The sequence below is a fragment of the Saccharopolyspora sp. ID03-671 genome (assembly GCF_045278815.1).
In the GTDB taxonomy this organism is placed as follows: Bacteria; Actinomycetota; Actinomycetes; order Mycobacteriales; family Pseudonocardiaceae; genus Saccharopolyspora; species Saccharopolyspora ipomoeae.
The window spans coordinates 5,566,958-5,585,161 of record NZ_CP134054.1 but is presented as its reverse complement, the minus strand read 5'-3'; the positions used below and the strand labels follow the sequence as shown (position 1 = coordinate 5,585,161).

The window sequence follows — 18,204 nt, the reverse complement described above, 5'->3', positions numbered from 1 at the left end:
GACGCCGAGACCGCGCCTACGGTCGGAGTCGGAATCGCACATCACGAGTCTGAGAGCGACACATCATGGCGAAGATCCTGTTCGTGCTCACCGGCGCGGACCACTGGACCCTCAACGACGGCAGCAAGCACCCCACGGGCTTCTGGGCCGAGGAGTTCGTGGCGCCCTACGAGGCGTTCACCCGGGCCGGGCACGAGATCGTGGTCGCCTCCCCGGGCGCCGTGGTGCCCGTCGTCGACCAGGGCAGCCTGAGCGCCGACGCCAACGGCGGTCAGGAGGCCGCCGACCACATCGCGGCGGTGCTGGAGAAGGCCACCGAGCTGAAGAACCCGATCGACCTGGCCACCGTCGACCTCGACGCCTACGACGCGGTGTTCTACCCGGGCGGCCACGGCCCGATGGAGGACCTCGCGGTCGACGACGACTCGGCCCGCGTCCTGACCGGCGCGCTGGCCTCCGGCAAGCCGCTGGCCGTCGTCTGCCACGGCCCGGCCGCCCTGCTGGCCACCGAGCGCGGCGGCGACTCGCCGTTCCGCGGTTACGAGGTCACGGCCTTCACCAACGCCGAGGAGACCCAGGCGGGCCTGGCCGACAAGGCCCCGTGGCTGCTGCAGGACCGCCTCGAAGCCCTGGGCGTCACCTTCAACGAGGGCCCGGCCTGGGCCCCGAACGTCGTGGTCGACCGCAACCTGCACACCGGCCAGAACCCGGCCTCCTCGGCCCCGCTGGCGCACCGCTTCCTCGAATCGCTGTGACCCGCGCGTGAAAAGCGCTGAGGCGAGGAGGCTTCCCTCTTCCTCCTCGCCTCAGCGTGGTGCGAACACCGACCCCCAGGGTGACGTGGCGCGGCGCCAGCCCGTCGCCGTTCGCGGGACGCCGGCCGACTCCCGTGCGCGTGGTCCGCGCGCCGGTTCGTCCGCCGCGATGGCGACGTGACCAGGCTAGATGCGTCGATCACGAGCGTTCCAGTTCCGCTTCGCACAGTCAGGCCCGGAAACCGGGTTCGGTGTGCTGCACCAGATCGCGGCACACCCCCTACGATCGTCACCCGAAAGTGTGATGACCTGGGGGTGACGCAGTGCCCGGCGACGAGCGGGAGAGCCTGGACCGGTTGCGCGGCCTGCAACGCGACGCCGAGACCGGCGGGCCGCTGCGGCTGCTCGGCCGCATCGCCGCCGATATCGACGGCCACGCCGCGCTGTTCGACCGCAACGGCGCACCTCTCACCCCGCACCGGGGCCTGCCCGACGCGATCACCGGCACCGTCCGGCGGGTGCGCAGCGGCGGAACCCGATCGGCCGTCGAGCACGACGGGCAGCACCGGCTCGCCGCGTTCGCGCTGTCCACCGAACCCGACGCCCCGACGCTCGCGCTGGCCGGGCCGTCCCTGGACCGCTTCACCGCCGAGCCCGGACGCACCGACGCGCTGCGCCTGCTCGCGCTTTCCTGGCGCGCGCACCACGCCCAGGAGCGGTGGCGGCGGGCCGACGAGGCGGGTGACCAGGTCCGCGAGGCCGTGCTGCACCTGCTCATCGACGGCGGTCTGGCCACCGCGCACCGCGCCGCCGGGGCGCTGGGCGAACCGCTGCCGGACCCGATGCGGGTGTGGGTGGTCGAGGTCGGCGCGCTGGAGCGCGGCGAGCGCGACGTCGTCGCCGAGGAGCTGCTGCGCATCACCGGCGATCGCGCCTGGATGATCAAGTGCCCGGTCTACAGCGGCCACCTCATCCCGGCCGTGCCCCCGATGAGCCACGAGGAGGAGCGGGCCTGCGCAGCCGAGCTGGTGGCGACCGCGACCGCGAGCACCGGCCGGATCAGCGTGGGCATCAGCAACGTCCTGCCGCTGCGCGACTACGCCGTCGCCTACCAGCAGGCCTTCCACGCGCTGGCGCACGCGCGCGGCAACGCCGAGCGCTTCGCGACCTTCGGCCGCGGCCACGACCTCGCCGCCGAGATCGCCGGTCCGGGACAGCGCTGGGCGCGTCAGGTGCTGGCCGGGCTGGAGGATTTCACCCCGCAGCGCCCGCAAGATCCCACCCGCGAGGAGCTGCAGGGCACGTTGACGTCCTGGCTGATGTTCCACCAGCAGGCCGCCCGGCACCTCAAGATCCACCGCAACACGCTGCAGGCGCGGCTGCACAAGATCGGCGCGCTGCTGGGCCGCGACCTGCACCGGCTGCACGACCAGGCCTGCGTGGACCTGGCGCTGCGGCTGCGCAACTCGGCCGCCCCGGAGGGTTCCGGCGCGGACGACCTCGACGCGCTGCTGCGCAGCGACGCGGTGCGCCGCTGGGCCGCGCAGCTGCTGGCACCGCTGCGCGAATCGCCGCGACTGCGCGAGACGGTGCGCGCCTGGCTGCTCGCCGACACCCACCTGACCGAGTCCGCCGAGGCGCTGGGCCTGTCGACCACGGCGGTGCGCAAGCGGCTGGCACGCGCCGAGCAGCTGCTGGAGCGATCGCTGCTGCACTCCCCGTCGCTGAGCTACGACCTGCACTTCGCCTTCCGCGCCCTCAACCCGCTCGGTTGAACCGGAAACCAACCTTGCACTTCCGATCACGCTTTCCTATGCTTCCGAACGCCTAGGAAAGCGTTTACCGCACTGCGTCGACGACGTGCACGACGGCTCATCCACCGGGGCGCGACGCCGCGCCCCCGAGACGATCGGCAGGGTCCTCAATGGATTCCAGGCAACGAAAGCTCCTGTCCCGACCGCTCTTCCCCCTCATCACCGCCGCGATGCTGCCGCTGACGTGGCCCGCACCGGCCCCCGCCGCGCCCCCGCCCGCCGACCGCGCCGCGGTCGCGATCGACCGGGACGGTGGAACCTTCGTCTCCTGGCGCCGGTTCGGCTCCGACCCGGCCGACGCCGGCTTCGACGTCTACCGCGACGGCACCTTGGTGAGCACGCAGCGCGGCACCAGCTTCTTCGACGCCGGAGCACCGCCGCACGCCCGGTATTCAGTCGCGCCGGCAGGGGTTTCCGCGCGAGACGCCGCGCCGGCCCGCTCGTTCGCCGACCACCTCGACATCCCGCTGCAGATCCCCGAGGGCGGGACCACCCCCAGCGGCGAGACCTACACCTACAGCGCCAACGACGTCAGCGTCGGCGACCTCGACGCCGACGGCCGGTACGAGTACGTGGTCAAGTGGGACCCGTCGAACTCCAAGGACAACTCGCAGCCCGGCTACACGGGCAACGCCGTCGTCGACGCCTACGAGGCCGACGGCACGCGGCTGTGGCGGATCGACCTGGGGCGCAACATCCGGGCGGGCGCGCACTACACGCAGTTCCAGGTCTACGACTACGACGGCGACGGCCGCGACGAGGTCGCGATGAAGACCGCCGACGGCACCGTCGACGGCGCCGGGACCCCGATCGGAGACGCCGAGGCCGATCACCGCAACGCCGACGGGTTCGTGCTGGAGGGACCGGAGTTCCTGACCGTCTTCGACGGCGCGACCGGCGCGGCCCGGCACACCACCGATTTCATCCCGCCGCGCGGCGACCTGGCCGACTGGGGCGACGACACCGGCAACCGCGCCGACCGATTCCTGGCCGCCACCGCGCAGATCGGCGGCGAACCCGCGCTGATCGAGGCCCGCGGCTACTACACCCGCACGGTGGTCACCGCCTGGAGCTTCGGCGACGGGACGCTGCAGCCGCTGTGGACCTTCGACAGCGACGTCGCGGGCGAGCAGTACGCCGGGCAGGGCAACCACAACCTGTCGGTGGCCGACGTCGACGAGGACGGCAACGACGAGATCGTCTACGGCGCGATGGCGCTCGACGACACCGGGAAACCGCTGTGGAACACCGGTTTCGGACACGGCGACGCGCTGCACGTCGGTGACTTCGCCCCGGACCGGCCGGGCCAGGAGGTCTTCAAGGTCGACGAGGACGAGACGCAGCCGGGCTCGTGGCTGGCGGACGCCGCGACCGGTGAGGTGCTGTGGCAGACCGCGCCCGCCGGGGACAACGGCCGCGGCGTGGCCGGCGACATCTGGGCCGACAACCCGGGCGCGGAGCACTGGTCGGCGGCCGAACCGCAGCTGCGCGACTCGGCGGGCAACGAGATCGGGCCGCGCCCGGAGTCGATGAACTTCCTGGTGTGGTGGGACGGCGACACCACCCGCGAACTCCTCGACGACACCCACGTCGACGAGTACTCGCCCGACGGCGAGCAGCGCGTGCAGGACTTCGAGGGCGTCGCGTCCAACAACGGCACCAAGGCGACCCCGGCGCTGTCGGCGGACCTGATGGGCGACTGGCGCGAGGAGGTCGTCTACCGCACCACCGACAGCAGCGCGCTGCGGGTGTTCAGCACGACCGAACCTACGGACGTGTCGCTGCCCTCGCTGATGGAGGACCGCCAGTACCGGCAGGCGGTCGCCTGGCAGAACACCGCCTACAACCAGCCGCCGCACCCGAGCTTCGACCTGGCTTCCCGGGCGGGGCGCTGAAAGTATTTCGTGACCCGATAATTGAACCGAGGTACGCTGAAAAACGTGCGCCCCGCCCCGGGCGCACGTTTTCCGCTCTGCCGGGCGGGAACGAGAAGGGGAAAAGAACGCCGAATTCGTGAATGCGGAACGGCGACGACCCGTTTGACCTCCGCAGACTCCTCAGCTGGGAAAACGGGAATCGACTGGCGCACTGGCGGTTTCCCGCCGAATGCCTTCCGGTTTCGCTCTTGATCGGTCTAGGGTGCCGAGCTGAGAGCGCTCTCACGCAGTGCGTTCGACGCATTGTCCTTTTCCGGAGGTGCTTGATACATGACTCCCGTCTCACAACGGCGTGGGCGACGCCGGTTCCCGTTCTTCGCGGGAATGGCAGCCGTCGCCGCCGTCACCGCCGTCGCGCCGAGTGCGGCGGCGATGCCGGGTGCGCATCCCGCGCAGCCGGCAGCCCCGGCCCCGGCCCCGGCTCCCGGGCCGCAGGCCTGCGCCGGGACCGACACGCCGGACTTCGGTCCCAACGTGCGGATCTTCGACCCGTCGATGCCCGCCCAGGACATCCAGAAGCAGCTCGACGACGACTTCAACAACCTCAAGGACACGCTGGCCGACCAGATGTCCGAGGACCGGGTCGCGCACCTGTTCAAACCGGGCGAGTACACCGTCAACGACAACGTCGGGTACTACACCTCGGTGGCCGGTCTCGGAAGAACCCCGGCGACGTCACCATCAACGGCAACATCACCGTCGACGCGTTCAACGAGTCCGACCAGGGCAACGCGACGCAGAACTTCTGGCGCTCGGCCGAGAACATGACGGTCAAGCCCAACGGCGCCAACCGCTGGGGCGTGTCCCAGGCCGCGCCGATGCGGCGGATGGACATCCAGGGCGACCTGGACCTGTACCCGGAGAGCTACGGCTGGGCCAGCGGCGGCTACCTGGCCGACACGAAGGTCTCGGGCACCACCGAGTCCTCGTCGCAGCAGCAGTGGTACACCCGCGACTCGCAGCTGGGCGCCTGGGACGGCGGCGTCTGGAACATGACGTTCTCCGGCGTGCAGGGCGCCCCGCCCACCGCGTTCCCGGACCCGCCGCACACCACCCTGGAGTCGACGCCGGTGTCGGCCGACGTGCCGTACCTGTACGTCGACGGCGAGGGCAAGTACCAGGTGTTCCGCCCGGACGTGCGCACCGACGCCACCGGCCGAGCTGGGCCGGCGGTGAGACGCCGGGCAAGTCGGTGCCGATGAGCCAGTTCTACGTCGCGAAGCCGACCGACACCGCGGCCGACATCAACGCCGCCGTGGCCTCGGGGTGCAACCTGTTCTTCACCCCGGGCGTGTACCACCTCGACGACACGATCAAGATCACCAACCCGGACACGATCGTGCTCGGCATCGGCTACCCGACGCTGATGCCCGAGACCGGCAAGACGGCGATGGAGGTCGCCGACGTCGACGGCGTCCGCATCAAGGGCGTGCTGTTCGACGCGGGCACCCAGAACTCGCCGAGCCTGCTGACCGTCGGCGAGGAGGGCGCTTCGGCGGACCACTCGCAGAACCCGACGATCATGCAGGACGTGTTCTTCCGCCTGGGCGGCACCGTCGCGGGCAAGGCCACCAACAGCCTGGTGGTCAACAGCAAGAACGCGGTCATGGACCACATCTGGGCCTGGCGCGCCGACCACGGCAACGAGGGCTCGTTCGGCTGGGACGTCAACCCGGGCGACACCGGCGTGCTGGTCAACGGTGACGACGTGACGGCCACCGGCCTGTTCGTCGAGCACTACAACAAGTACCAGGTCATCTGGAACGGCAACAACGGCAAGACGATCTTCTTCCAGAACGAGATGCCCTACGACGTCCCGGACCAGGCCGCGTACATGAACGACAAGGGCCAGGAGGGCTGGGCCGCCTACAAGGTCGGCGACCAGGTCACCGACCACGAGGCGTGGGGCCTGGGCAGCTACTGCTTCTTCAACGTCAACCCCGAGGTCAAGAACGACCACGCCTTCGAGGTCCCGGCGGCGCCGGGCGTGAAGTTCCACAGCATGGCGACCGTGTCGCTCAACGAGAAGGGCTCGATCACCCACATCATCAACGACAAGGGCGACGTGACCCCGCCGGAGACGACCCCGTCCAACCTGGCGAACTTCCCGTGATCTGAAGTACCCCGAAGAACCGGGCGAGACCCCAGAGGTCTCGCCCGGTTCTCGCATTCCTCACCCCGACCCGACCGCGTCCCGAGGTGGCCGGTCCGGGAGCGGCGGTGTCGGCAGCCGGACAGTTTTAGCCATAATTGACCGGACAAAAAGGACATTGATCATGGGTGATTCTGGCTAAAACTGTCCCCTGGTGACGCACCGCCCCACCGGAACGCCGCTCCACCCGAACGCCGCCCTCCCGGAACGCCGGCCCACCGGAACGCCGCTCGGCTCAGGTGCTGTCGCGGAGGATGAGGTCGGTGGGGAGGGTTCGGGCGGGTTCGACGGCGTTGCCGCTGATGAGGTTGAGGAGTTGGGCCGCGAGGTGGCGACCCAGGGAGCCGATCGGCTGGCGGACGGTGGTCAGCGGTGGGTCGGTGCAGGCGGCGCGGGTGATGTCGTCGAACCCGGCCACGGCCACGTCCTCCGGGACCCGGAACCCCGCGTGCCGCAGCACCTGCATCGCGCCCTCGGCCATGAGGTCCGAGGCGGCGAACACCGCGTCGACCCCGGGGTGCTCGTCCAGCAGCCGCTCCATCGCCGTCTCGCCGGACTCGCGGGTGAAATCTCCTTGCACCACAACGGGTTCCTGCGTCCCGGTGATCGCGTCGAAGTAGCCGTCGAGCCGGTCGATGCCGGCGATCATGTCCAGCGGCCCGGCGATGGTGGCGATCCGCCTGCGCCCGCGCGAGACCAGGTGCTCGACGGCCGCTCGCGCCCCGCCCCGGTTGTCCACGCCGACGCTCGGCACCTCGACCGAACCGAGGACCCGCTCGTTGCCGACCACCGGGATCCCCGACTTCGCCAGCGCCGCGGCCAGCGGGTCGGCGCCGTGCAGCGAGGCGAGCATGACGCCGTCGACGCGCCCGGCCACCGCCGAGCGCTGGATCCGGTCGCGGCTGGCGGTGGAACCGGCCAGCATCAGCACCAGCTGCTCGTCGGCGGTCTCCAGCTCCTGGCTGACCCCCTGGATCAGGCGCGGGAAGAACTGGTCGTCGGAGAACACGCGCGTCGAGGGCTCCGGCAGCACCAGCGCGATCAGCCCGGTCCGCTGCGTGACGAGGCTGCGCGCGGCCTGGTTGGGCACGTAGCCGATGTCGGCGATGGCGCGCTCGACCGCGCGCCTGCTCGGCCCGGCGACGGGCTGGTCGTTGATCACCCGGGACACGGTGGCGCGCGAGACACCGGCGCGCACGGCGACGGTCTCCAGCGTCGGCCGACGATCACCTCTGGCCATGCCCACCCCCTCGCATTCGGAATCGACGGTGCACGCTACCCAATTCGGGCGGTCCGGTGCGGCAAAACCCTTCTTTCCCCGCATGTCCCGCTCGGCGGAAGCCGAAAATGCCGCAGAACGCCCGAGAAGTGCGAACTTCCGACTCCGCTTGGCGAGAAGCGGACAACGGTCATCCGGATCGTTGACTTCCGTTCCGGATCGAGAAAGCCTGCTCGGCGAGAGCGCTCTCACCGATCTTCATTCCTCCACAGTTCGGAGAGTGAACCATGACCAGTACCGCAACGACGCGGCGTTGGCGCCGCGGCGCTCTGGGGCTGCTGACCGCGGGCGCGCTCGCCTCGGCCACCGTCGCCACCTCGCTGCCCGCCCAGGCCGCACGACCCGCCGAACCGCACCCGGCCGCGGTCACCCCCGCGGGAAGCCCGCCGCCCGAGGAGTTCTGGGGCGACGTGGGCAGCATTCCCCCGGCGCAGAACGAGCTCATGGTCAAGGTCGTCAACCAGACCAACGGGCAGTACCCGGACGACCAGGTGTACTGGACGTTCAACGGCGAGACCCACTCGATCGCCGAGCAGCCCTACCTGGACATGCCCGCGAACTCGGCCGGTCGCATGGAGTTCCACCTCGGCGCCCCGGACAGCCCGCTGACCGACTTCATCGAGTTCACCGTGGGCGAGAACGTCTTCAACGGCAACACCACGCGGGTCGACGCGTTCGGCCTGAAGCTGGCGATGCGGCTGCACGCCGACGACGGTTTCGACGCGTCCTTCGGCGAGGACTACGAGACGTTCCAGGAGAGCCGCGAGCAGACGTTCCAGAAGTTCCGCGACGAGGTGCCGGAGGAGTTCGAGCACCTGGCCGACGACCCGAACAGGATCATCGCACCGGGCAGCTCGCCGGAGTTCCAGGACGGCGGCGCGCAGGCGAACTACTTCACCGACTACGCCAACTCGGTGGGCGTGAACGAGACGACGAAGAACATCTTCGGCTGCGCAGGCGGCCTCGGCGGCGACGCCAACAAGTGCGCGGCGCTCAACCGCCACGTGGCCGACCTGCCGGAGGACCAGCAGCACGACCCGTCGAAGTTCTACCCGACCGGGCCGGCGAACTACTACGCGAAGTTCTGGCACGACCACAACATCGACGGCAAGGCCTACGGCTTCCCGTACGACGACGTGGCCGAGCAGGCCTCCTACGTCTCCCACGAAGGCCCGCAATGGCTGGTGGTCGCCGTCGGCTGGTGAGGTTTTCATGAAAACTGCACCACCCCACCAAAGGTGACCCCACACCAAAACCCGATGACCAGGGGAAATGATTTCCGGAGGGGGCTCGGTTCCGTTTTCGGGGGCGGGGAGGTTTTCATGAGAACTTCGCCGTGAAAGCTCGGGGCGCGCCCGCACCCTCCCGCGCGGGTGCGCCCCGGTCCTACCTCAGTCGGCGACGCGCGCCGGGACCAGCGCCGCCGACAGCTCCTCGCAGAGCTCGGCCAGCGCTTGCGGCGCGCTGCGGCAGATGTTCGGGAACGCCACGAACCCGTGCGGCATGCCGACGTAGGTGGTGCTGCGCACCGGAACCCCGGCGGCCCGCAACGCGGCGGCGTAGCGCACGCCGTCGTCGCGGATCGGGTCGTGCTCGGCGACCTGGATCAGCGCCGGCGGCAGCCCCTCGTGGGTGGCGGCCTTCAGCGGTGAGGCCAGCGGGTTCGCCGGGTCCTCGTCGCCGAGGTAGGCCTCGCGCATCCGCAGGATCTCGCGGGTGGTGATCACCGGTGCCTCGGCGTTGGTCCGCAGCGACTCGCTGCCCAGCGTGAGGTCGGTTCCCGGGTAGATCAGCCCTTGGAAGGAGATCTGCGGCCCGGAGCGGTCGCGGGCGAGCAGGCAGGTCACGGCGGCGAGGTTGCCGCCCGCGCTGTCGCCCATCACCGCGATCCGGTTCGGGTCGGCGCCGAGATCGTCGGCCCGGTCGACGAGGTCGAGCAGCGCGGCGTAGCAGTCCTCGACGGCGGCGGGGAACCGGTGGATCGGGGCGAGCCGGTAGTCCAGCGAGACCACGACGGCCCGCACCTCCTTGGCGACCCGGCCGCACAGCCAGTCGCCCATGTCGAGGTTGCCGCCGATCCAGCCGCCGCCGTGGATGTGCACGACCAGCGGCAGCGGTTCGCGCGCGTGCATCGGCCGGTAGACGCGGATCCCGATCCGGTCCTCGGCACCGGCCGCGGTGAGGTCGCTGGTGATGATGCCGGACGCCCGCGAACCCAGCAGGTAGTCGACGATCTTGTTGCGCGGCAACGACTTCGGCTGCCGCGCGGTCAGCTGCTCATCGGTCATGCCGGTCACGCTGGGGCCGAGCCCCAGAAGTGCGCCGAGCAGCCGGACGCGGAGATCCATCTTGGCCATGCGAACTCCTTCGTTCAGTGACTCTTGGCGGCGGGAGTGCTGCCGGCGGCGCGTTGCTGCGCTTCGAGCTCTTCGGCCTCCTCACCGCCGATGGCCTCGCCGCGCGCGACCAGCCCCGCGACCTCCGAGAGCGGGATCTGCTTGAGCACCAGCGCGAGCAGGAACGCCACGGCCATGAACGGAACCAGATACCAGAACACCGGCGCCAGAGCATCGGCGTAGGCCGACACGATCGCGTCACGCACGGGTTCGGGCAGCTGCTCCAGCATGGTCGGCGACAGCGTCACCGCGGACTGCTGCGCCTGATCGGCCGAGGCCCCGGCTCCGGCGAAGATCTCGGTGAGGTTCTCGGTGAGCCGGGTCGAGAAGATCGTGCCGAACACCGCGGTGCCCAGCGCCCCGCCGACCTCGCGGAAGTAGTTGTTGGTGCTGGTCGCGGTGCCGAGCATCGCCGGGTCGACGGAGTTCTGCACCACCAGCACGACGACCTGCATGATCAGGCCGAGGCCCGCGCCGAAGATGAACAGGAACACGCACAGCAGCCACACCGGCGTGTCGGCCGACAGCGTGGTCATGGCGAGCATGCCGCCACCGGTGACCAGCGTGCCCAGGATCGGGAAGATCTTGTACTTGCCGGTCTTGGTGATCATCGCGCCGGAGGTGATGGAGGTCAGCATGAGCCCGGCCATCATCGGCAGCATCGCCATGCCCGACACGGCGGCCGAGGTCCCGGTGGACATCTGCAGGAACGTCGGCAGGAAGCCCAGCGCGGCGAACATGCCCACGCCGAGCACGAGTCCGATGCTGGTGGCGTTGATGAAGATCGGGTTCCGGAACAGCGACAGCGGGATGATCGGGTCCGCCGCCCGGGACTCGACCAGCACGAACAGCGTCGCGGCGATGACCAGGCCCGCCGCCCACATCCAGGTCTCGGGCGCGCTCCAGCCGTGGGCGGTGTCGCCGCCGAAGTCGGTGAAGAAGATGAGGCTGGTGGTGGCCGCCGCGAGCAGCACCACCCCGAGGAGGTCCAGCGGCTTGGTGGCCTTCTTGCTGGGCAGGGTCAGCGCGAAGTAGGTGATGGCGAACGCGGCGATGCCGATCGGGATGTTGATGTAGAACGCCCAGTGCCAGGACATGTGGTCGACGAAGAACCCGCCGAGCAGCGGGCCGCCGACCGCGGCGAGGCCGAAGATGCCGCCGAGCGGTCCGAGGTACTTGCCGCGCTCGTTGGCGGGCACGATGTCGGCGATGATCGCCTGCGAGAGGATCATCAGGCCACCGCCGCCGAGCCCCTGGGCGGCGCGGAAGGTCACGAACGTCCAGAAGTCGGTGGACACGGCGCAGCCGACGGAGGCGACCGTGAACAGCGCGATCGCGATGAGGAACAGCTTGCGCCGGCCCAGCACGTCGCCGAACTTGCCGTAGATCGGCATGACGATGGTGGTGGCCAGCAGGTAGGCGGTGGTGATCCACGCCTGGTGCTCGACGCCGCCGAGGTCGCCGACGATCGTGGGCATCGCGGTGGACACGATGGTCTGGTCGAGGCTGGCCAGCAGCATGCCCGCGATCAGCGCGCTGAAGATGATCCAGATCCTGCGCTTGGTGAGCAGTAACTTCGGTTCGGTCTCGGTCATCGGGTCCCTCCGGTGAGCGTGGCGGCGAAGACCTCGCGAGCGGCAACCAGGCGGCGTTGCATGATCGTGTGCAGCGGGTCGGTGTTGTCGGGTTCGAGGAACCGGCCCATGCAGGCGCCGGCGAGAGCGCTGACCAGCTGGACCGCGACCTGCGCGCGCAGGTCGTCCTCGGGAAGGCCCTCGCGGTTCCGGACCAGGTCGACGTCGGCCCGTTCGCGCGCGCGGACGCTCTCGAAGAGCCGCGAGAACAGGCGCGGTTCGCGGTCGGTCGCCGCGACCAGGTCGGCGACGTGCTCGGGCGTGAGGCCGACCTCGGTCCAGCGCTCCACGAGCAGTCCGGCGTAGTCGTCGAGCAGGTTCGGCGAGAGCCCGGGCGCGTCCGGGTCGCCTCCGGCGGTGAACCGCTCTTCGAGCTCGTGCTGGTCCCAGAGCGTGGTGAACCCCAGTACCGCGTCCTCCTTGGACGCGAAGTAGTTGAAGAAGGTGCGTCTGGAGATGCCCGCCTCGTCGCAGATCTCGTCCACGGTGAAACCGGACAGCCCGTCCTCGCTCGTGCGGCGACGAGCGGCGGCGGTGAGCCGGTGGGCCGTGTTGACCCGACGCTTCAACGCAGGATTTGCACCATCAACCACAGAGTGCATTATTGCACTCTCGACTGCAGCGTGCAGATCTGGTGGTGTGAGGTAGAACTGTGCGCCGGGAGGTGAGGGCGGTGGACGCCATCGGCACAGGTCTGGGCAGCCTCGGGTACCGGCTCAACGTGGTCGCCCGGCAGGCCCGCGCGAACTTCGAGCAGCGGCTCGGCGAGGCGGGCGCGAGCTTCACGACCTGGACGATCCTGGAGGCCCTCACCGTTCACGGCCCGCTGATCCAGCGCGACCTGGCGGGATCGCTGCACGTCAGCGGTCAGACCCTGGCGCGCCAGGTGGACCGCCTGGCGGAGATGGGCTGGCTGGAGCGCTCCGAGGCGGAACGGGACCGCCGCGCAGTCCGCCTCCACCTCACCGACGAGGGCCGCGCCGCCCACCGCCGCCTCCAGCAGGCCTCCCGAGACGCCAACGAACAACTGGTCGCCGGCCTCTCCCCCACCGAGATCGACCACCTCAGCGCCCTCCTCACCCACCTCACCCGCAACCTCGATCCCTGACACCCGGCCCCAGGTCGAAAACCCCGGTTTTCGCGCGACGAATGCTGCGGTTTTCGCGCGACGAATGTTGCGGTTTTCGACGGGGGTTGGTCAGAGGGTTGATTCGAGGTCGGTGACGAGTTGGGAGAGCGGGGGCAGGGCGAGGGTGCGGCGCTGGACGCCCCGGGCGGCGGTGCGGAAGGAGCGGTCGTCCAGGACGCGGAGGAGGGCGTCGTGGAGGGCGGGAGCGGTGGCGTCTTCGACGTTGAGGGACAGGCCCGCGCCGAGTTCGGTGATCCGGGCGGCGTTGCGGGGCTGTTCGGCGAACATCGGGACGCCGACCATCGGGACCCCGGCGTAGAGGGATTCGCGGGTGCTGTTGAACCCGCAGTGGGTGAGGAACACGTCGCAGGCGGGCAGCAGGGTCTGCTGCTGGACGAACGAGGTCAGGTGCACGTTGTCCGCCCGCACCCCGGTCCAGTCCCGCGGGTCGCGGTGGGCGCCGAGCGCGACCACGCCGGTGACCGGCAGCTTCCCGAGCGTCTCGATGATCGTCTCCAGCAGCCGCGGGCGTTCCCCGAGCATCATCGGCGCGTTGGAGCCGAGACTGGCCAGCACCAGCGGCCGGTCCGGGAGCTCGGCGATCGCCGAGTCGAGCCGCTCCGGGTCGGCGGCGGGCACCCGGTACTGGCGCGCTGATTCCAGCCGGGCGCCTTCCGGGTAGAAGAGCTCGGGCACGACCCCGGCCCGGAAGGTGCGCATGGGCTGCCACGGGTCGTCGATCGGGTCGAGCCCGAAGTGCGCGCGACCCGCGTTGAGGTGCTCCAGGACGTCGCCGTAGGGCGCCATCGGGCTGATGTCGATCACGGCGCTGGGCACGCCCCACTTCTCGGCCGCGTAGTAGCCGCCGAACTCGGTGCCCTCGCGGACCACCAGATCGGGACGCGCGACGTGCTCCAGCAGCTGCTCGCCGAAGCGGCGCCCCAGCACGTCGACGAAGTTGCCGCCGAAGATCTCCGAGGTGACGCCGACGGTCTCGACGCCGCGCCGGTCCCCGACCTCGCCGAGCCCCCGCGCCCCGTGCCGCTCGGGCTCCCGCGCCAGGTCGCCCATCGTGAGCAGCTCGGGGAGCACGACCGGGTCGAGCCCGAAGTTCTGAACTGTCTCGGCCATCGCCTCGCCGGTGGCGACGACGACCTCGTGCCCGGCGTCGCGCAGCTGGCGCCCGACGGGCAGCAGCAGGGGGACGAGGTGCGAGAAGGCGGGCATGGCGGTCAGGACGATGCGCAAGGTCAATCCCATTCGGCCGGGTACGCGAGCGAACTAGACAGCATGCTGTCTAGTTGCGACGGTACACCCGCCCGATCACCGCTCGTGACGCGGAACCACGGCGTACACCGCGAGGTCCTTCGGCGTCCCCTTCGCCCGAAAACGCCTGCTGCGCGCCACGTACCGGCCGCGGTCGGCGGCCTCCAGCACCTGCTCGGTGACCAGCACCTCGCCCCCACCGGCGGCGTCGGCGACGCGCGCGGCGATGTTGACGTCGACACCGATGTAGTCCTTGCCGACCTTGCGCGGCCACCCGCGGTGCAAGCCCACCCGCAGCGCGGGCCGGTACCCGTCGTGGTGCAGCGCGCTGACGGCCGACCCGAGCGCGGAAGCCGCCTCGATCGCCTTGTCGACGTCGGAGAAGGCCACCATCACGCCGTCGCCCAGCGACTTGACGACGACGCCGCCGTAGCCCTCGACCACGTCGTCGGTGACGTCGAAGAACTCCCGCAGCAACCGCAGCACCTGGTCGTCTCCGGCCCGCAGCGCCCAGCTGGAGAAGCCCACGAGGTCGGTGAACATGATCGTCACGGCCCCGTCGGAAGCGCCCTTGTTCGTCAGCGCCTGCCAGGCCTGCACGGTCGCCAGCCCCAGTTCGCGCACGGCGCTGGGGCGATCCCCGGCCACCTGCAGCATCAGCCGCGCCACCCGGTCCGAGGGCGTGCCGTCGCCGGAGAACGCGACCTCACCGGACCCGGGCAGCATCCGCCGGACACCGCGCAGCGCCCCGACCACGCGACGGCTCTGGTTCACCTGCCGAACCCGATCGCCGGTCCTCCCCCAGAACCCGGCAGGCCGCGACTCATCGATCATCCGGACACTCCTCGCAACCCGACCACGCCACCAGAATACCCAGAACCTACTCCTAAGTAGGTTGAGCTCGTGAGTCGCTGATCACGTCGAATCGACCCACGGAGATCGTTTCCCTGACTAGCATTCGTGCCGCCAGTGGCTCGAACAAGAGGGGGAGTGTTCGTTCGTGGCTCAGCCATCGGAACGCGTCCAGGAGATGATGCGGAAGTTCGAGGAGCAGGCCGCCCAGGCGGGTCGGCTCCGCGAGAGGATGCAGGAGATCAAGGGCCGGGCCCGCAGCGCCGACGGCAGCGTCTCGGTCACCGTCGCGCCCTCCGGCGCGGTGCTGGACCTGCAGCTCACGGCCGCCGCAACTCGCCAGCCGCACTCGTCGCTGCAGCAGAGCATCATGACGGCGATCCGCGAGGCCACCCAGGACGCCGCCCAGCAGATGGACGAGACGGTGACCCCGGTGCTGGGCGATCGCGCCGAGCAGTTCAAGAGCGCCTTCAACGCCCACTCCCCCGCACCACCACCCGCTCCGCGTCGCGCGGACGACGATGACGACTTCTCCGACGGCTCGTTCCTGAGGTGACCCGATGACGATGAAAGTCGCCCCGGAAGCGCTGTCCGCGCACAGCCAGGGCTCCGAAGGCGTGTCCCAGCACCTCGACCAGCTGGCCCAGATGCTGGAGCAGGCGCGGGTGAGCGATGACTGCTTCGGCCCGATCGGCGAGTTCCTCGCCTTCACCTACTTCGACTCGCTGGAGGAGTGCCGCGACCTGGCCACGAAGGCCGGCGGGTTCATGCAGCACATCTCCGAAGCGGTCTCGGAGTGCGCGAAGGACTACTCCGAGACCGACCAGAAGCAGGCCCAGGACCTCGGCAAGATCGACATCGCCGGGCTCGGCGGGTCCGGTTCCGGCCCGGGCACGATGGGCGGGGTCAACAACGCCGGTGGACCGCGTCGCGGTTTCATGGACCAGACCGCCGCCTACGGGATGAGCAGCGCATCGGCCGCCCAGGACCTCGCGAAGGCCGACAACCCGCCGGACATCGCCATCGCCACGGTCAACGCCCGCATGGAACAGCTCCAGCTGGTCACCAGCCCCGGCCAGTCCTTCGTGGACAACGGTCTCGGTTTCCTGGTCTCGCTGGTCATCAGCCCGCTGGTCGAGTTCGTGCTGGAACCGGCCATCGGTGACCCGGAGCAGATGCGCGCCACGGCCAAGGGCTGGGAGCAGGTCGCGACGTGGGTCGAGAAGCTCGGCGAGCAGGAGCAGCAGCGCGCCGACGCCACCCGCCCGGCCTGGGAGGGGCAGGCGGGCGACGCGTTCCGCAAGCAGATGACCGAGTTCACCGGCGGCACCAAGGCCTTCGCCTCCGACATCCTCGACCTGAAGCAAACCCTGGAGATCGCCGCAGACCTCTTCGACGCCTTCGTCGAGATGGTCATCGACATCATCCAGGAACTCGTCATCGGCCTCATCATCGAATGGATCGCAGCGCTCGCGGCGTCCTGGATCACGGCAGGCGCGTCAGCAGCCGCCGCCTCGGGCCTCACCGCAACCCAGGTCGCCATCACCGGCACCCGCCTCGGCGCCAAGGTCGCCGAACTCCTCCACAAGCTGAAGCCCCTGGTGACGCAACTGGAGAAGCTCCTCGTCACCCTCCGCCGCGGCCCGCTCCGCCAGGTCGTCGAGAAGATGAACGACCTCCGCGGCGGCAACATGGCACAACGCTGGGTATCCCGGCAGATCGATGCGAACCCCCTGGCCAAGACGATCACTCGTGGAGATCACGGAAGTCTGCCGAATGCCCAGAACGCGGTGCGAGAGGCAGAAGAAGCCTTGAGCGCGGGCAGGCCAGGAGCCGAATCGGAGCTCCGAGCAGCGCGGAACGCCCTGGAGAACGCCCGGGAGAACGACATGGCGTCGACGACGGGCAATCGATTCGCGCGGCAAGGTGCCACCGACCCCGACGCTCCGGCGTACGCACCGGCTGGAGCGGGGATCTCATCGAGAGCGCCAAGGGCGAACAAGCCCTCGCGACCAACGTCGTGCAAGCAGGGCTCGGGACGCTTGGCCTGGGAGGCACGACTCGTGCGAGCGACGCAGCTCTCAGCGCGGGCGGCCAAGCCCTCACCGAGCAAGGCATCGAGCAAGGCGTCAAATACGGTTACAACAAGGCTGAGGACCCGTCCACGGCTGAGGACCGGAAGGCCGCAACGGACCGCGGCTTCGAGGTTTAGGAGACGATGACCCGTGACGGTGTCGGAGAAGCTCGGCGCCGCGTTGACCGCGCGGCAGTGGTGCAGTCCTGGCGAACCGATCTTGTGGGCGACCTGGCAGGTCGACAAGCGCTACCAGGTCAAGGGGCTCGACGAGGACGGCCGTCCTAAGAAAGGACTGGGCGGCAAACTGGGAGAGGCCGCTTCGAGCGCTGCCGGCGCCGTGGCAGTCGGTGCGCTCACCATGGTTTTCGGAGGCGGCGACAGCAGTTCCGGACCCGGAACCACCCAGCGCGGCCGCGACTTGACGATCGTCGGATCCGGGCAGGAGTGCGCTGCCATGAATCTGATCAACACCAGGTACCCGACCGGTCACGTCGGATTCGAGATGCTGTGGGTGCTGACTCCGCAACGGCTTGCGGTCCTCGTACCGCCCATGGTGGAGGACTCCGAGATCTCCGCACACCCCACCTTGTCCGAGACGTTCAGCGAGATGGGACGGATTCTGGTCGGGAAGGAGACCGAGCAGTTCGGCTGGAACACGCCTGGCGAGCCGATCTCCAGCAAGCCGGTCACCACCTGGTTCGAGATCGCTCTTCACGACGTCGTCGATTGCCGGACCGTCGGCGAGAAGGAGGACTCGCACCGCTATTGCGGTCTGCAGTTCGCCGACGGATCGGGGTTCGTGCTCAACGCCCGCCACCCGGCCGACGCGCAGACGATGGTCGACGCCCTGAACCACCAGCGAGGCATCCGTGGCTGATCTGAAGTTGCTTGACCGCGAGCTGCTTCGGGAGAA

General features: G+C 69.8%; 14 protein-coding genes and 1 pseudogene. 9 read left to right on the top strand and 6 right to left on the bottom strand.

The features are described 5' to 3' along the window. Positions 1–65: 65 nt before the first annotated feature. The 4 genes and pseudogenes from REH65_RS25950 to REH65_RS25935 all read left to right on the top strand — a co-directional run bounded on the left by REH65_RS25950 (position 66) and on the right by REH65_RS25935 (position 6,619). Complete coding sequence (locus REH65_RS25950; protein WP_406689488.1) at positions 66–755, top strand: type 1 glutamine amidotransferase domain-containing protein; 690 nt, start codon at positions 66–68, stop codon at positions 753–755. A 323-nt stretch (positions 756–1,078) separates the two neighbouring features. Further along, positions 1,079–2,530 carry a helix-turn-helix domain-containing protein gene (locus REH65_RS25945; RefSeq protein ID WP_406689487.1) on the top strand — a complete coding sequence of 484 codons (1,452 nt, stop codon included), beginning with the start codon at positions 1,079–1,081 and terminating at the stop codon, positions 2,528–2,530. Positions 2,531–2,739: 209 nt separating this feature from the next. Further along, complete coding sequence (locus REH65_RS25940; RefSeq protein WP_406689486.1) at positions 2,740–4,464, top strand: rhamnogalacturonan lyase; 1,725 nt, start codon at positions 2,740–2,742, stop codon at positions 4,462–4,464. Between the two features lie 366 nt (positions 4,465–4,830). Next, positions 4,831–6,619 (top strand): annotated as a pseudogene (locus REH65_RS25935) (hypothetical protein). Positions 6,620–6,893: 274 nt separating this feature from the next. Here the strand turns inward: REH65_RS25935 and REH65_RS25930 are convergent. After that, a complete protein-coding gene (locus REH65_RS25930) occupies positions 6,894–7,898 on the bottom strand; it encodes a LacI family DNA-binding transcriptional regulator (protein WP_406689485.1) in 1,005 nt (334 codons plus the stop codon). A gap of 266 nt (positions 7,899–8,164) precedes the next feature. Here REH65_RS25930 and REH65_RS25925 point away from each other — a divergent pair, with 266 nt between their 5' ends. Then, positions 8,165–9,142 (top strand): glycoside hydrolase family 64 protein, encoded by a 978-nt coding sequence (locus tag REH65_RS25925; RefSeq protein WP_406689484.1) that lies wholly within the window; start codon positions 8,165–8,167, stop codon positions 9,140–9,142. Between the two features lie 186 nt (positions 9,143–9,328). Here the strand turns inward: REH65_RS25925 and REH65_RS25920 are convergent, their stop codons facing one another. The 3 genes from REH65_RS25920 to REH65_RS25910 are packed head-to-tail and all read right to left on the bottom strand — an operon-like array spanning position 9,329 to position 12,536. Next, entirely contained in the window at positions 9,329–10,294 is a 966-nt protein-coding gene (locus tag REH65_RS25920; protein ID WP_406689483.1) for an alpha/beta hydrolase, read from the bottom strand. Between the two features lie 14 nt (positions 10,295–10,308). Next, the gene (locus tag REH65_RS25915) at positions 10,309–11,928 is read right to left on the bottom strand and encodes an MDR family MFS transporter (RefSeq protein WP_406689482.1); all 1,620 of its coding nucleotides are present in this window, start codon (positions 11,926–11,928) and stop codon (positions 10,309–10,311) included. Next, positions 11,925–12,536, bottom strand: coding sequence for a TetR/AcrR family transcriptional regulator (locus tag REH65_RS25910; protein ID WP_281453926.1), 612 nt, complete (start codon positions 12,534–12,536; stop codon positions 11,925–11,927). Before REH65_RS25910 ends, REH65_RS25915 begins: the two co-directional genes overlap by 4 nt. Positions 12,537–12,640: 104 nt before the next feature. Here REH65_RS25910 and REH65_RS25905 point away from each other — a divergent pair, with 104 nt between their 5' ends. Further along, positions 12,641–13,075 carry a MarR family transcriptional regulator gene (locus REH65_RS25905; RefSeq protein WP_281453927.1) on the top strand — a complete coding sequence of 145 codons (435 nt, stop codon included), beginning with the start codon at positions 12,641–12,643 and terminating at the stop codon, positions 13,073–13,075. Between the two features lie 90 nt (positions 13,076–13,165). Here the strand turns inward: REH65_RS25905 and REH65_RS25900 are convergent, their stop codons facing one another. Beyond that, positions 13,166–14,344, bottom strand: coding sequence for a glycosyltransferase (locus REH65_RS25900; RefSeq protein WP_406689481.1), 1,179 nt, complete (start codon positions 14,342–14,344; stop codon positions 13,166–13,168). A 75-nt stretch (positions 14,345–14,419) separates the two neighbouring features. Next, positions 14,420–15,196 carry an adenylate/guanylate cyclase domain-containing protein gene (locus REH65_RS25895; RefSeq protein ID WP_406689480.1) on the bottom strand — a complete coding sequence of 259 codons (777 nt, stop codon included), beginning with the start codon at positions 15,194–15,196 and terminating at the stop codon, positions 14,420–14,422. Between the two features lie 166 nt (positions 15,197–15,362). Between REH65_RS25895 and REH65_RS25890 the strand changes: the two genes are divergently transcribed. Genes REH65_RS25890 through REH65_RS25880 form a run of 3 tightly spaced genes read left to right on the top strand, consistent with a single transcriptional unit; the run spans position 15,363 to position 18,168 of the window. Continuing rightward, positions 15,363–15,770: a YbaB/EbfC family nucleoid-associated protein gene (locus REH65_RS25890; RefSeq protein WP_406689479.1), complete on the top strand. Its 408-nt coding sequence runs from the start codon at positions 15,363–15,365 to the stop codon at positions 15,768–15,770. 4 nt (positions 15,771–15,774) lie between these two features. Further along, positions 15,775–17,436, top strand: a complete 1,662-nt coding sequence (locus REH65_RS25885) for a WXG100 family type VII secretion target (protein ID WP_406689478.1) — start codon at positions 15,775–15,777, stop codon at positions 17,434–17,436. 3 nt (positions 17,437–17,439) lie between these two features. Next, the gene (locus REH65_RS25880) at positions 17,440–18,168 is read left to right on the top strand and encodes a hypothetical protein (protein WP_406689477.1); all 729 of its coding nucleotides are present in this window, start codon (positions 17,440–17,442) and stop codon (positions 18,166–18,168) included. The last annotated feature ends 36 nt before the right edge of the window (positions 18,169–18,204 follow it).